The organism is Streptomyces sp. NPDC002788 (genome assembly GCF_053592115.1).
On the sequence record NZ_JBSFVB010000003.1, the window covers coordinates 489,397 to 503,291 of the forward strand.

General features: G+C 72.7%; 13 protein-coding genes. 12 read left to right on the plus strand and 1 reads right to left on the minus strand.

Translation table 11 applies throughout. The features are described 5' to 3' along the window. Positions 1–537: 537 nt before the first annotated feature. The 11 genes from ACWD1U_RS08860 (at position 538) to cobM (ending at position 11,925) form a co-directional block, all read left to right on the plus strand. Positions 538–1,449 (plus strand): LysR family transcriptional regulator, encoded by a 912-nt coding sequence (locus ACWD1U_RS08860; RefSeq protein WP_451105727.1) that lies wholly within the window; start codon positions 538–540, stop codon positions 1,447–1,449. Positions 1,450–1,604: 155 nt separating this feature from the next. Next, complete coding sequence (locus tag ACWD1U_RS08865) at positions 1,605–2,774, plus strand: CaiB/BaiF CoA transferase family protein (RefSeq protein WP_451105728.1); 1,170 nt, start codon at positions 1,605–1,607, stop codon at positions 2,772–2,774. A 19-nt stretch (positions 2,775–2,793) separates the two neighbouring features. After that, entirely contained in the window at positions 2,794–3,567 is a 774-nt protein-coding gene (locus ACWD1U_RS08870) for a crotonase/enoyl-CoA hydratase family protein (RefSeq protein ID WP_451105729.1), read from the plus strand. Positions 3,568–3,574: 7 nt separating this feature from the next. Next, positions 3,575–4,336, plus strand: coding sequence for an acetoacetate decarboxylase (locus tag ACWD1U_RS08875; RefSeq protein WP_451105730.1), 762 nt, complete (start codon positions 3,575–3,577; stop codon positions 4,334–4,336). Then, positions 4,333–5,298, plus strand: a complete 966-nt coding sequence (locus ACWD1U_RS08880; protein WP_451105731.1) for a 3-hydroxyacyl-CoA dehydrogenase NAD-binding domain-containing protein — start codon at positions 4,333–4,335, stop codon at positions 5,296–5,298. Before ACWD1U_RS08875 ends, ACWD1U_RS08880 begins: the two co-directional genes overlap by 4 nt. A gap of 1 nt (position 5,299) precedes the next feature. After that, positions 5,300–6,505, plus strand: coding sequence for an acyl-CoA dehydrogenase family protein (locus ACWD1U_RS08885; protein WP_451105732.1), 1,206 nt, complete (start codon positions 5,300–5,302; stop codon positions 6,503–6,505). Between the two features lie 126 nt (positions 6,506–6,631). Beyond that, positions 6,632–6,820 carry a hypothetical protein gene (locus ACWD1U_RS08890; RefSeq protein WP_451105733.1) on the plus strand — a complete coding sequence of 63 codons (189 nt, stop codon included), beginning with the start codon at positions 6,632–6,634 and terminating at the stop codon, positions 6,818–6,820. A 146-nt stretch (positions 6,821–6,966) separates the two neighbouring features. After that, on the plus strand, positions 6,967–7,641 hold the full coding sequence (locus ACWD1U_RS08895) for an HAD family hydrolase (RefSeq protein ID WP_451105734.1): 675 nt from the start codon (positions 6,967–6,969) through the stop codon (positions 7,639–7,641). Between the two features lie 759 nt (positions 7,642–8,400). Continuing rightward, the gene (locus ACWD1U_RS08900) at positions 8,401–9,618 is read left to right on the plus strand and encodes a cation:proton antiporter (protein ID WP_451105735.1); all 1,218 of its coding nucleotides are present in this window, start codon (positions 8,401–8,403) and stop codon (positions 9,616–9,618) included. Between the two features lie 302 nt (positions 9,619–9,920). Continuing rightward, positions 9,921–11,120, plus strand: coding sequence for a precorrin-6y C5,15-methyltransferase (decarboxylating) subunit CbiE (gene cbiE, locus ACWD1U_RS08905; RefSeq protein ID WP_451105797.1), 1,200 nt, complete (start codon positions 9,921–9,923; stop codon positions 11,118–11,120). A 55-nt stretch (positions 11,121–11,175) separates the two neighbouring features. Beyond that, positions 11,176–11,925, plus strand: coding sequence for a precorrin-4 C(11)-methyltransferase (cobM, locus tag ACWD1U_RS08910; RefSeq protein WP_451105736.1), 750 nt, complete (start codon positions 11,176–11,178; stop codon positions 11,923–11,925). An 8-nt stretch (positions 11,926–11,933) separates the two neighbouring features. Here the strand turns inward: cobM and ACWD1U_RS08915 are convergent, their stop codons facing one another. Next, positions 11,934–13,073 carry a cobalt-precorrin-5B (C(1))-methyltransferase gene (locus ACWD1U_RS08915; RefSeq protein ID WP_451105737.1) on the minus strand — a complete coding sequence of 380 codons (1,140 nt, stop codon included), beginning with the start codon at positions 13,071–13,073 and terminating at the stop codon, positions 11,934–11,936. A gap of 30 nt (positions 13,074–13,103) precedes the next feature. On the opposite strand from ACWD1U_RS08915, the gene ACWD1U_RS08920 reads away from it, so the two are divergent. Further along, complete coding sequence (locus tag ACWD1U_RS08920) at positions 13,104–13,874, plus strand: cobalt-precorrin-6A reductase (protein ID WP_451105738.1); 771 nt, start codon at positions 13,104–13,106, stop codon at positions 13,872–13,874. The last annotated feature ends 21 nt before the right edge of the window (positions 13,875–13,895 follow it).

The following is a 13,895-nucleotide window of genomic DNA, read 5'->3' on the forward strand; positions in this document are numbered from 1 at the left end:
GCTGCCCGTCCGGAATACTCCCCCAACTCCTCCGCCTACGGCGCGGATTTCGCCGGTCCGGCGTCCCCTCCGGGTGCCGTGATCCGGTCGGTCCCGGTGGGTGCAGCGTCTCTCGCGCGCTCTACGCCATAGAGCGGCGGAAGCCTGGGCCATCGCCCGGAAGCCGCGCGCTTCGGAGAAGGAGTGCACGTACTCGTCGAAGGACTCGGCCACGACGACCTTCTCGACGAACAGGATGGACCGGCCGCCGCGGGTGAGGTCGGGCATGAGGAGGCAGTCCGCCGTGACGGCCACGACGCCGTCGGTATCGGCCCCCACCAGGACGGCCCGCCCCTGCTGAACCGATATCCCTGCCCGGACAGCATCCGCCGATGACCGGGGCGAGGGCGCATCGTCCGGGTTCAACTCGCTGCAGAGGGCCGGGGGTGCGGGCAGATCAGCCTCGGTCGCCGACCGCACGTGATCGTCATGTGGTGAGACCGGGCAGAGCGGGCACACCGGCGAGGCGGTCCGCGTTCAACGTCTAGGCTGAACCCCGTGGAGCTCCTGCACCTGCGCTACTTCCTCGCCGTCGCCCAAGAGCTGAACTTCTCCACCGCCGCCCGCAAACTGCACATGGCGGCATCCCCGTTGAGCCGGCGGATCAAGGATCTCGAGAGTGAGCTCGGGCACCGGCTGTTCGACCGGGACACCCATCACGTGCGGCTCACCCCGGCCGGCAACGCGCTGTTGCCGATCGCCCGGGGAGTGCTGGAGCAGGTCGACTCCATCCGGTGGCGGCTGGACGAGACGGGCCGGCCGCGGCGGACCACCCTGCTGCTCGGTGTGCCCAGCGGTGTCCACCCGGATCTGCGGGAGCGGATGGACGCGCTGGCCGAGCGGGTCCACGACCGGTTCGAGATCAAGCGCTGGCCGGGGGGCACCGACCGCCTCGTGGACGCGGTCTGCGACGGCAGGCTCGCGCTGACCCTGGCCCGCCTCCCGGCCGGCGGCGACCCCGCGCTGGAGCTGCTGCCGGTGATGTCGGAGCGGCTCGGCGCGGTCGTACCGAAGGACCGGTTCGCGGGGCGCGAGTCCGTCGCCCTGGCGGAACTGGCCGAACTCGCCTACGTCGGCTCCCCGACGGCCTCGACGAACGCGTACTTCCGCGGACTCGACCAGCAGCTTTCCGAACTCGGCATCAAGAAACGCATCGAAATAAGCAGCTCCACTTTCGACGGGGTTTCCGAGATAGTGTCCAGTGGGCTGGCCTTCTCCATTTCCATGACGGATTCCAGAAGTCCCGTGCACAATTATCGTCTGGAGAATGTCGCGGTCCTTCCGTTCTCCGATTTCCATCCTCGGCTGGAGACCGGGCTGATCTGGCGCAAGGACCGGGCTCACGGCGGTGACCTGGAGGAGGTCGTGGCCGCAGCCCGCGAGGTGTTCGCCGAACCACTCCGCTCGTAATCCCCAAAAAACCTTCACAAAAGGCGGTATGACCACGGTGGTCATGCCGCCTTTCGTCATTCGGTCATTCCGTTTCCTTTCTTTCTCGCTCCTCTCGTGGGTAACTTAGTTTCCAGATACACGTACAGAGTGAAGCAAGGAGTGAAGGAAAAGCGATGACGGACCTCGCAGACACCGCCGCAGGCCCCCTGGAGGGCGTCCGCGTGATCGACCTCTCGACCGTGGTGATGGGCCCCTACGCCGCCCAGATCCTCGGCGACCTCGGCGCCGACGTGATCAAGATCGAGTCGCCCTCCGACACCGTCCGCGTGGGCCACTACCGCACCACCCCGGGCATGACCCCGTTGAACCTCAACGTCAACCGCAACAAGCGCAGCGTCGCCCTCAACCTCAAGGACGACACCGACCGCGAGCGGGCGTTGAGGCTGATCGACACCGCCGACGTGCTGATCACCAACATGCGGCCCGGTGCCCTGCACCGCCTGGGCCTGTCCTACGACGACATCGCCGCCCGCAACCCCGGCCTCGTCTACGCGCACGCCCAGGGCTTCCGCGGCGACTCGGACCGGGCCGGCAACGCCGCGTACGACGAGACCGTGCAGGCCGCCTCCGGCCTGGTCGACATCGCCGACCGCGCGCTCGGCGAGCCCGTCTACCTGCCGACCATCATCGGCGACAAGGTCTCCTCCCTGACCATCGCCTACAGCGTGCTCGCCGCCCTGCTGCACCGGGACCGGACCGGCCAGGGCCAGCTCGTCGAGATCCCGATGACGGACACCCTGATCGCGTTCAACCTGGTCGAGCACCTGGCGGGCCACACGCACGTGCCCGAGACCGGCCCGACCGGCTTCGCGCTGTCCATGCTGAAGGGCCACAAGGCGGTGCGCACCAAGGACGGCCTGGCCTGCGTCATGCCGTACAACCCGCAGAACTACCGGGACTTCTTCACCGCCGCCGGACGCCCGGACCTCGCCGAGGACCCGCGCGTGATCGGCGACGCCATCGACAGCGCCGACCACGAGGACCTGGCCGCGCTCCTGGAGACCTGCGCCCCGGCGCTGACCACCGACGAGTGGGCGGAGGTGTGCGCCAAGCACAGCATCCCGATGGCACCGGTGCTGGAACTCGACCGCGCTCACGAGGACCCCTACGTCCGTGACGGCCACCTGCTCGACACCGTCGAGCACCCCACCGAGGGCACGGTCCGCACCATCGGCATCCCGCTGCGCTTCTCCGCCACCCCCGGCTCGATCCGCCGCCTGGCACCGGTCGCGGGCCAGGACACCGAGGACGTGTTCGCCGAACTCGACGCCACCGCCCGCTGACCGTCACAGGAGCACAGCCATGAGCACCCCCACACCCGTCGTGCGCACCGAACGCATCGACTCCACCCTGCTGATCACCCTCGACCGCCCCGAGGCCCGCAACGCCGTGAACGCCGCGGTCGCCACCGGCCTGGCCGCCGCACTCGACGCACTGGAGGCCGACCCCACACTGCGGGCCGGCGTCCTGACCGGCGAGGGCGGCACGTTCAGCGCCGGCATGGACCTCAAGGCCGCGCTGCGCGGCGAATCGCCCGAGATCGAGGGCCGCGGATTCGGCGGACTGACCGAGGCCGAGCCCGCCAAGCCCCTGATCGCCGCCGTGGAGGGCTTCGCCATGGGCGGCGGCTTCGAACTCGCCCTGGCCTGCGACCTGATCGTCGCCGCCGAGGACGCCCGGTTCGGCATGCCCGAGGTCAAGCGCGGCCTGATCGCCGCGGGCGGCGGCGTGATCCGGCTGCCCAAGCGCATTCCGCACCACCTCGCGATGGAGCTCCTGCTGACCGGCGAGCCCGTCGACGGCCGCCGCGCCGGCGAACTGGGGCTGGCCAACCGGGTCACCGCCAAGGGACAGGCCGTCGCCGAGGCGCTCCGGCTGGCCGAACGGCTCGCGGAGAACGCCCCGCTCGCGCTGGCTGCCGTCAAGCGCGTCGTCCGCGCCGCCGACGGCACGCCCGACGCCGAGGCCTTCGCCTTCCAGCGCAAGGAGACGGAAACCCTGATGGCCTCGGCCGACGTACGCGAGGGCATGACCGCCTTCGCCGAGCGCCGCCCGCCGCGCTGGACGGGTCGGTGAGGCCGGCATGAGGACCGAGGACGTACGACAGCGCCACACCACACCCCTCACCAGCCCGGCGTACGCGCCGACCGTCCCGCGGTTCACCGACCGCGAGTACCTCAACATCGTCTACCGCACCGACCTCGACGCCCTGCGGGCCGTGGTCCCCGAGCCCCTGCGGATCGACGAGCCGCTGGTCCGGTTCGAGGTCATGAAGATGGGCGACGTCAGCGGCTACGGCCCCTACACGGAGGCCGGACAGGCGATCCCCGTCAGCTTCGAGGGTGAGCAGGGCGAGTACCTGCACGCGATGTACCTCGACAACTTCCCGGCCACCGCGTCCGGCCGTGAGGCCTCCGCCTACCCGAAGGTCATCGGCTCCCCGGCCCTCTACGCCGACTCCGGCGCGATCGTCGGCACCCTCGACCACGGCACCCTGCGGGTCGCCACCGCGACCATGGGCTACAAGCACCACGAGCTGGACCGGCGCGAGGCCGAGGCGCAGATCACCGTGCCGACGTTCATGCTCAAGACCATCCCCGGCTACGACGGTCTGCCGCGTGTGCAGGAACTCGTCCGCACCCGCATCACCGACGTCACCGTCAAGGAGGCGTGGACCGGCCCGGCCCGGCTCCAGCTGTTCCAGCACGTGCTGGCCCCGCTGGCCGACCTGCCGGTGCTGGAGGTCGTCTCCGCCAGCCACGTCCTCACCGACCTGACGCTGGCGGGCGCCGAGCCGGTCCACGACTACCTGAAGACCGACCACACGAAGGGAGCCGCGTCATGACCCGGCCCTTCCGCACGGCCGCCGTCATCGGCGCCGGGACCATCGGACTGTCCTGGACGGCGCTGTTCGCCGCGCACGGCCTGACCGTCCGGGTGAGCGACCCGCGCGAGGACCTCGCCGAGGCCGTCACCGAGGCCCTGGCGCGGTACTCACCGCAGTTGGCCGCCCGCGGTCTGGACGTGAGCGGCCTCGCCGACCGGGTGCGCATCGCGGCCGACGTCACCGAAGCGGTCCGGGACGCGGACGTCGTCCAGGAGAACGGCCCGGAACGCGTGGAGTTCAAGCAGGACCTGTTCGCCACGCTGGCCCGTGAGGCCCCCGCCCACGCGCTGCTGCTCAGCTCCTCGTCGGCGATCCCGTCGACCGCTTTCACGGGGAAGCTGGCGGAAGAGGACGCCGCCCGCGTCCTGATCGGCCACCCCTTCAACCCGCCGCACCTGGTCCCGCTGGTCGAGGTCGTGCCCGGCGAGCGCACCGGCGAGGACGCCGTACAGGCCGCCGTGGACTTCTACACCTCGGTCGGCCGAACCCCCGTCGTCGAGCGCAAGGAGATCCCCGGCTTCGTCGGCAACCGCCTGCAGAACGCGCTCAGCCGCGAGGCGGTCTACCTCGTCGAGCAGGGCGTGGTGAGCCCCGAGGACCTCGACAAGGTCATGACCAACTCACTGGGCCTGCGCTGGGCCACCGTCGGGCCGTTCCTCGGCTCGCACCTGGGCGGCGGACCCGGCGGCTACCGGCACCTCGTCGAGCACATCGGCGCCTCGATGCGGGACATGTGGGACGGCCTCGGCCGCCCCTCGCAGGACCCGGACCAACAGGAACGGCTCATCGAAGCCGTGGAGAAGGCCTACGGCTCCTCCACGTACTCGGAACTCGCCGAGACGCGCGACCGCAGGCAACTGGCGGTCCTGGACGCCCTGTCCGCCACCGCCGGTACGACCACCCCGAAGGAGGAGAACTGAGATGACCACCCCGACCGTCGGCCCCCTCACCGACGAACTGACCGCCGACTTCTACCACTACGAGTCGCTGCTCCCGGACGAGGAGCGCAAGATCCTCCTCAAGGCCCGCTCCCTGATGCGCGACCAGGTCAAGCCGCTGGTCAACGACAACTGGGCCAAGGGAGAGTTCCCGAAGCAGCTCATCACCCTGTTCCGCGACAGCGGCCTCGCCGGCCTCCCCTACGAGGGCTACGGCGAGCACCGCCCCGCCGTCAGCAACCTCCTGTCCGGCATGCTGGCCCTGGAGATGACCCGCACCGACGCCTCGGTGTCGACCTTCTTCGGCGTCCACAACGGCCTCGCGATGTACTCCATCCACTCGGGCGGCGACCAGGAGCAGCGCGACCGCTGGCTGCCGGAGATGGCCGCGATGGACAAGATCGGCGCGTTCGCCATGACCGAGCCCCTCGGCGGCTCCGACGTCGCGGGCGGCATGCGCACCACCGCCCAGCGCGAGGGCGACACCTGGGTCCTGAACGGCGCCAAGAAGTGGATCGGCAACGCCACCTTCGCCGACTACGTCGTGGTGTGGGCCCGGGACGTCGACGACAACCACGTCAAGGGCTTCGTCGTCGAGAAGGGCACGCCCGGCTTCGACCCGGTGAAGATCGAGGGCAAGATCGCCTTCCGGATCGTGGAGAACGCCGAGATCACCCTGACCGACGTCCGTGTGCCGGAGGCCAACCGCCTGCAGAACATCAACTCCTTCCGCGACGTCGCCGAGATCCTGCGCGCCACCCGCAGCGGCGTGGCCTGGCAGGCACTGGGCGTCATGACCGGCGCCTACGAACTCGCCCTGGACTACGCCCGGGAGCGCCGCCAGTTCGGCCGCCCGATCGGCGGTTTCCAGCTCGTGCAGGACCTGCTGGCCAAGAGCCTCGGCGACATCACCGCGTCCTGGGGGATGCTGGTGCAGCTCGCCCGGCTCCAGGACGCCGGCATCTTCCGCGACGAACACTCCGCGCTGGCCAAGGCGTTCGTCACCTCCCGGATGCGGGAGGTCGTGGCCCGGAGCCGCGAGATCTTCGGCGGCAACGGCATCCTGCTGGACCACGACATCGCCCGCTTCTTCGCCGACGCGGAGGCCATCTACTCCTTCGAGGGCACCCGCGAGATGAACACCCTGATCGTCGGCAAGTCGATCACGGGCCAGAGCGCCTTCGTGTGACCACGGCTGCACGTCAGGACGGACAGACCCCAGGTTCCCGCCTGGGGTTTCGTTCTGCCGAGGGGTGGTGAAGGGCCGCCGATAATCGCCTGGCCGGCCGGCCGCGGTGCGCGTACCGTCGGCTCGGTGAGCAGGAGACGCTATGTGGCCAGAGGCGTGCCCGGCGGCTACCGCGTGTGGGACAACCGAGGGCGTCGCTGGTGGGGCGACCTCTACGAGTTGTGCCCCGACGACCTCCTGACCGAGCTCAACGGTGCGGCGGACCAGGCGCGCATCACGGCGCTCATGAAACGCTACCGAGTGCAGAAGCGATAAGAACCTCATGGTTTCTGCCCGATGCCGGGCAGAATCATGGAACTCGCGCGCCTCCCGACCTTAGAGTGCCGGTTCGTGATCGCCTGTTCGGCAACCGCCGAGCGGGCTCCCCGTGCATCCTCGCGAACCAGGAGCAGTGACAGCCAATGCGTGCGCTTCCCACCGGCGTGGAGGCCGTGGTCTTCGACTGCGACGGCCTCCTGGTCGACACCGAGGACTGCTGGACGGTGGCGGAATCGGCGATCTTCGCGGCCCACGGACACCCCTTCGGCCCCGCACAGAAAGCCCTGGTCCTCGGCCGAAGCCTGGACGCGGCCGGGGAAGCCATGGCCGGCCACTTCGGCCGGCCCGGAGCCGGTGCGGAGATCGCCGCCGACCTCCTCGCACGCGTCCGCAAGGAACTGGCCCGGGGCGCCGAGGCCCTCCCCGGGGCGGCGGACCTGGTGCGCGCCTGCCGGGCGAGCGTCCCCGTGGCGGTCGCCAGCAACAGCCCGCGAGAACTGCTCGACACGGCACTGGAGTCGGCGGGCCTCCTCGACTGCTTCAGCCACTCCTTCGCGGCCGACGAGGTCCGCTCCCCGAAGCCGGCACCGGACCTCTACCGCACGGCCTGCGCGGCCCTCGGTGCCGCCCCCGAGCGCTCCGTCGCCTTCGAGGACTCGGCCACCGGCATCGCTTCCGCCCGCGCCGCCGGGCTGCACGTGGCGGTCGTACCGTCGCTCCCCGGCACCGACCTCGACCACGACTGGCTCGGCGCCAGCCTGGCGGAACCCGAACTGGTCGCCTGGGCGCACGGGTTGGGGCCAAGGAGCGCTCGCTGATCAGCGGCGGGCGCGGGCCTCGGCGGTCGGCACAGCGGTTCCTGTTGCAGCAGGACGGCATCGTGGGCTTCACCCAGGAGGTGCTCTCGGGCGCGCCGCGCGCCACCGATAGAACTCGCGTGCGATCGCCGTCGGTCGGCGTGCGCTAGGATCCGTACCGAGCTCTTGTGCTCTGTTGAGCGCCGCCGCGCACAGTCGCCCGGCCGCTCGTTCGCCGAGGAGTGTCGCCCGGTTCCGGGCCGACGTGATGGGGGGCGTGACATGGGTCGTGTGGTGCGCGTACGCGTCCACAACGCCGCCCGTGACGGCGTTCCTGATACCGACCGAACCGTGTGAGCGGTCTCCTCTCGTTCTGACGCGTGCCCCGGCCCGATGACGGCCGGGGGCGGAACGCGCGGCCCACGCCGCAGCACCGCGTGAACCGGCCTCCCAGGGTCCTTCCCCACCGGCCCGGCACGAGGCCCACGACGCCGTCCCTCCGCTCACCGGCCGCCGCCTCCGAGCACCCGCACCAGATCCGTGTCCGATCCGCGGCGCCCTAGCTCCGCGTCCGCCGCGGCGGCTCGGCGACCGGACACCGCCCGACGACCGGACACCCCGTCCATCCGCGACCGCACCCACGGCCGGCCCGGCCGCGACCGCACCCGCGACGCACCCCGCCCACCACGCCCTCCCCGAGGGCACCACGACATGCCCGGCGCCCCCCGCGCCCGGCCCCGGCACAGACGCCGCAGACCCGATCACGGAGGTCAGACGCCCGTGCACGACACCACCGCCCTGCTCATCGAACTCGGGGCGATCATCCTCGCCCTGGGGCTGCTCGGACGCCTCGCCGGACGCGTGGGCTTCTCGCCCATCCCCCTGTACCTGCTGGCCGGACTCGCCTTCGGCCAGGGCGGCATCCTGCCGTTGCAGGCCAGCGAGGAGTTCGTCGCCACCGGCGCCGAGATCGGCGTCATCCTCCTGCTGCTCCTGCTCGGCCTGGAGTACAGCGCCTCCGAACTCGTCACCACCCTCAAGACCCAATACCCCTCCGGAGCCGTGGACTTCGTCCTCAACGCCGCACCGGGCGCCGCGATGGCGTTCCTGCTGGGCTGGGGACCGGTGGCCGCCGTCGCCCTGGCCGGGGTCACCTGGATCTCCTCCTCCGGGGTCATCGCCAAGGTGCTGGGCGACCTGCGCCGGCTCGGCAACCGCGAGACACCGGTCGTCCTCGGCGTGCTGGTCCTGGAGGACCTGGCCATGGCGGTCTACCTGCCGATCCTCACCGCCCTGCTGGCCGGTGTGAGCCTCGCGGGCGGTGCGGTCACCCTGCTGATCTCGCTGGGCACCGTGGGCGCGGTCCTCTACGTCGCGCTGCGCCACGGCCGCCTGGTCAGCCGCGCGGTCTCCTCGGACAGTGCCGAGATGCTCCTCTTGGCCGTCCTCGGCCTGACCCTCCTCGTGGCGGGCCTCGCCCAGCAGTTGCAGGTCTCCGCGGCCGTCGGCGCGTTCCTGGTCGGCATCGCCCTGTCCGGCGAGGTCGCCGAGGGCGCCAGCAGTCTCCTCACGCCGCTGCGGGACCTGTTCGCCGCGGTGTTCTTCGTCTTCTTCGGCCTGCACACCGACCCGGCCGCCATCCCGCCGGTGCTGGCGCCCGCGCTCGCCCTGGCCGCCGTCACCACCCTGACGAAGATCGGCACCGGCTACTGGGCCGCCCGCCGCGCCGGGATCTCGGCCAAGGGCCGCTGGCGGGCCGGCGGCGCGCTGGTCGCGCGCGGCGAGTTCTCCATCGTCATCGCCGGGCTCGCCGTCGGCGTCGAACCGCGCATCGGCCCGCTGGCCACCGCCTACGTCCTCATCATGGTCGTCCTCGGACCGCTCGCCGCCCGCTGGACCGAACCCCTCGCCCGGCGCCTCGGCCGCCGCTCCGCCCGCCAGGTGACGGCCGCCATGACCGTCGAGCCCGCCAAGGAGGCCGCCCACGCGCACCGCTGACACCGGGCGCGTGGGCTTTTCGGCCACGGCCGAGGTGTTCTTCGACGCCCCGGGCCGCCTGCCGCCGCCTCACCCCCGGAGGCACCCGGCCCGACACCGCGTTCACGGACGGCCCACGCGGCCCGCCGACCCCGTCCGGCCCGCCGGCCCCGGCCGGTGGCGGAACGGGCCGCCGGTGAGGTGCACCCGAGCGGAGGAGCGCAGGCCACCGCCCCGTAAAGTGCCTCGGTGTCGTCCCCCGAGCCTTGAGGTACCGAGCCGTGACCCGCGTACGCCCCGCCGACCCCGCCGCGCCGGCCGCCGTGACCGTCGTCGGGATCGGCGCCGACGGCTGGGCGGGGATACCGGACAGCTCCCGCGCCGTGCTGCTCGACGCCGAGGTCCTCCTCGGCGGCCCGCGCCAGCTGGAACTGCTGCCGCCCGACTGCGCGGGGGAACGGGTCGCCTGGCCCTCGCCGCTGCGCCCTGCGGTCCCCGGCCTGCTCGCGGCGCACGCCGGCCGCCGGATCGCCGTACTGGCCAGCGGGGACCCCATGTTCTACGGCATCGGCCGCACCCTGAACGAGGTGTTCGGCCCCGTGCGTGTCCTGCCGCACCCCTCCTCGGTCTCCCACGCCTGCGCCCGGCTCGGCTGGCCGGTCGAGGACACGGAGGTCGTCACGCTGGTCGGCCGCCCGGCCGCCCGGCTGGCCGCGGCCCTGCACGACAAACGGCGACTCCTCGTGCTCAGTGCCGGCGCTGCCACTCCCGCCGACGTCGCCGCCCTGCTCCGGGACCGCGGCTTCGGGCCGAGCCGGATGCGGGTCCTGGAGCAACTCGGCGGCCCCGGCGAGCACATGAGCGACGCCGTCACCGCCGACGACTGGTCGCGCCCGCCCGGCGACCCCCTCAACCTCGTCGCCGTGGAGTGCCGCCGGGCCCCGGACGCCCGGCGCCTCGGCGCCGTACCAGGGCTGCCGGACGAGGCGTACGAGCACGACGGGCAGCTGACCAAGCGGCATGTCCGGGCCGTCACCCTGAGCGTGCTCGCGCCCGCCCCCGGTGAGCTGCTGTGGGACGTCGGCGGCGGGTCGGGCTCGATCGCCGTCGAGTGGATGCGGACGCATCCCTCCTGCCGGGCGGTGAGCGTGGAGCGTGACCCGGTCCGCGCCGAGCGGATCGCGCGCAACGCCGAACGGCTGGGCGTGCCGGGACTGCGGGTCGTCACCGGTGCCGCGCCGGACGCCCTGGCCGAACTACCGTCCCCGGACGCGGTGTTCATCGGCGGCGGACTCACCGCGCCCGGCCTCCTCGACACCTGCTGGGCGGCGCTGCCCGTCGGCGGGCGCCTCGTCGCCAACACGGTGACGCTGGAGTCGGAGGCGCTGCTCGCCGACGCCTGCCGGCGCCACGGCGGCGAGCTGGTGCGGCTCGCCGTGTCCCACGCGGTGCCCGTGGGCGGCTTCACCGGCTGGCGGCAGGCGATGCCCGTGACGCAGTGGGCCGTGCGCAAGGACGCTTGAGGAACCCTCGACCCTATCCAGGACCTCTTCCAGGATCCCTTCCAGGAGCAGACACATGACCGTGTACTTCATCGGTGCCGGCCCCGGTGCCGCCGACCTCATCACGGTGCGCGGCGCCCGGACGCTCGCCGCCTGCCGGGTCTGCCTGTACGCGGGCAGCCTGGTGCCGCGCGAACTGCTGGCCGAGTGCCCGCCCGACGCGCGCCTGGTGGACACCGCGCAGCTCGACCTGGACCAGATCACCGCCGAGCTGCTCCGGGCCCACGAGGAGGGCCACGACGTGGCCCGGCTGCACTCCGGTGACCCGTCCGTGTTCAGCGCGGTCGCCGAGCAGATGCGGCGGCTGGACGCTGCCGGGGTGCCGTACGAGGTGGTGCCGGGCGTGCCCGCCTTCGCCGCGGCGGCGGCCGCGTTGAAGCGGGAGCTGACGGTGCCGACCGTCGGCCAGACCGTCATCCTCACCCGGATCGCCCACCGCGCCACCGCCATGCCGGAGGGCGAGGACCTGGCCACCCTCGGCCGCAGCGGCGCGCTCATCGTGCTGCACCTGGCCGCCCGGTACGTGGACCGCGTGGTCGAGGAACTGCTCCCGCACTACGGCGCCGACTGCCCCGCGGCCGTCGTCGCCTACGCCTCCCGCCCCGACGAACTGGTCCTGCGCGGCACACTCGACGAGATCGCCGGCAAGGTGAAGGAGGCCGGGGTGCTGCGCACCGCCGTGATCATGGTCGGCCGCACGCTGGGCGCGGAGCAGTTCCGCGACAGCCACCTGTACTCGCCGGAGCGGGACCGGCACGTCTGCTGAGACGAGGTTCAGCGCCGGCTGAGCGGCGGCCCCGCCACCGCGCTGCGCCCCACCACCGCCCCCGCCCGGTCGATGCAGACGACGTCGACCGCGACCGGGGCCCCGCGCAGCACCGCCAGGGCCTCGTCGCGGGCCGTCGTGGCGACCAGGTCGCCCAGCGGGACGCCGGCCGCCCCGCACAGCTGGAGTGCGGCAAGGCCGGTGTTGGCGCCGGCGATCTCGGCGGCCAGCGCCTCGTCCGCTCCGCCCGTGCGGGCGAGCCGGGCGAGGAAGGCCTTGTCGACCTGGGAGCGGGCCGAGTGCAGGTCGAGGTGCCCGGCGGCGAGTTTGGAGAGCTTGGCGAAGCCGCCGCAGAGGGTGAGGCGGTCCACGGGGTGGCGCCGGACGTACTTCAGGACCGCGCCCGCGAAGTCGCCCATGTCGAGCAGGGCGTCCTCGGGCAGCCCGTACTCGGCGACCACCGTCTTCTCGGAAGTGGAGCCGGTGCAGCCGGCCACGTGGGTGCGCCCGGCCGCCCGGGCCACGTCCACCCCGCGCCGGATGGAGTCGATCCAGGCCGAACAGGAGTAGGGGACGACGATGCCGGTCGTGCCCAGGACGGACAGCCCGCCGAGGATGCCGAGGCGGGGGTTCCAGGTGGAGCGGGCGATCTCCTCTCCGTGGTCGACGGACACGGTGATCTCGACGTCGCCGGTGCCGCCGTACCGCCCGGCGACCTCCGCGACGTGCTCGCGCATCATCTGGCGCGGCACGGGGTTGACGGCCGGTTCCCCCACGGGCAGCGGCAGACCCGGACGGGTGACCGTGCCCACGCCGGGGCCCGCCTTGAAGACCACCCCTGACCCGGCGGGCAGCCGCCGCACGGTCGCCCGGACCAGCGCGCCGTGCGTGACGTCCGGGTCGTCACCGGCGTCCTTCACGACCCCCGCCATCGCCCACCCGTCCGTCAGCTCCTCGGCCGCCAGTGCGAACGCCGGCCTCTGCCCCCTCGGCAGCGTGATGGTCACCGGGTCGGGAAACTCCCCGGTCAGCAGCGCGGTGTACGCGGCCGTCGTCGCCGCGGTCGCGCAGGCACCGGTCGTCCAGCCGGGCCGCAGACCGGTGTGCTTGAGTTGGGCGCTGCGACCGCCCCTGGCCTCGCTGGTCATGGCTCACTCTTCGGAAGGGACCGGACTGTCGTGCACGTACTGATCCTCGGCGGGACCACGGAGGCCCGGCGCCTCGCCGAGCTCCTGGCGGTCGGTCCGCTGCCCGGCCTGCGGGTGACGAACTCCCTGGCCGGGCGGGTCGCCGCGCCCCGGCTGCCGCCCGGCCAGGTGCGGGTGGGCGGCTTCGGCGGGGCCGAGGGGCTCGCCGACTGGCTGCGCGAGCATGAGGTGGACGCGCTCATCGACGCCACACACCCTTTCGCCCAGACGATCAGTTTCAACGCGGCGCGGGCCGCCGCCACCGCCCATGTTCCCCTGCTCGCGCTGCGCCGTCCCGGCTGGGTCCCGGTGGCGGGCGACGCGTGGCACGAGGCCGGTTCCCTGGAGGAGGCCGCGCGGCTGCTGCCCGCACTCGGCGGGCGGGTGTTCCTCACCACCGGCCGGATGGGACTGGCCGCGTTCGCCGGCCTCCACGACCTGTGGTTCCTCGTACGGTCCGTCGACCCGCCCGAGCCCCCGCACCCGCCCCGCACGGAGGTGCTGCTCGACCGCGGCCCCTTCACCCTCGGCGGTGAGCGCGAGCTGCTGCGCCGGCACCGGATCGACGTCGTGGTGACGAAGGACAGCGGCGGCACGGCCACCGCGCCGAAGCTGACCGCGGCTCGGGAGGCGGGGCTGCCCGTGGTCGTGGTGCGCCGGCCGCCGGTCCCGCAGGACGTCCCGGTCGTGACCGGGGCGGAGGAGGCCGCGGGCTGGATCGGCCGGCTGGAGCGGGGCCGTGAGGCGGCATCGCCCCGCTGACGCGCCTTTCCGGCAGCGGCG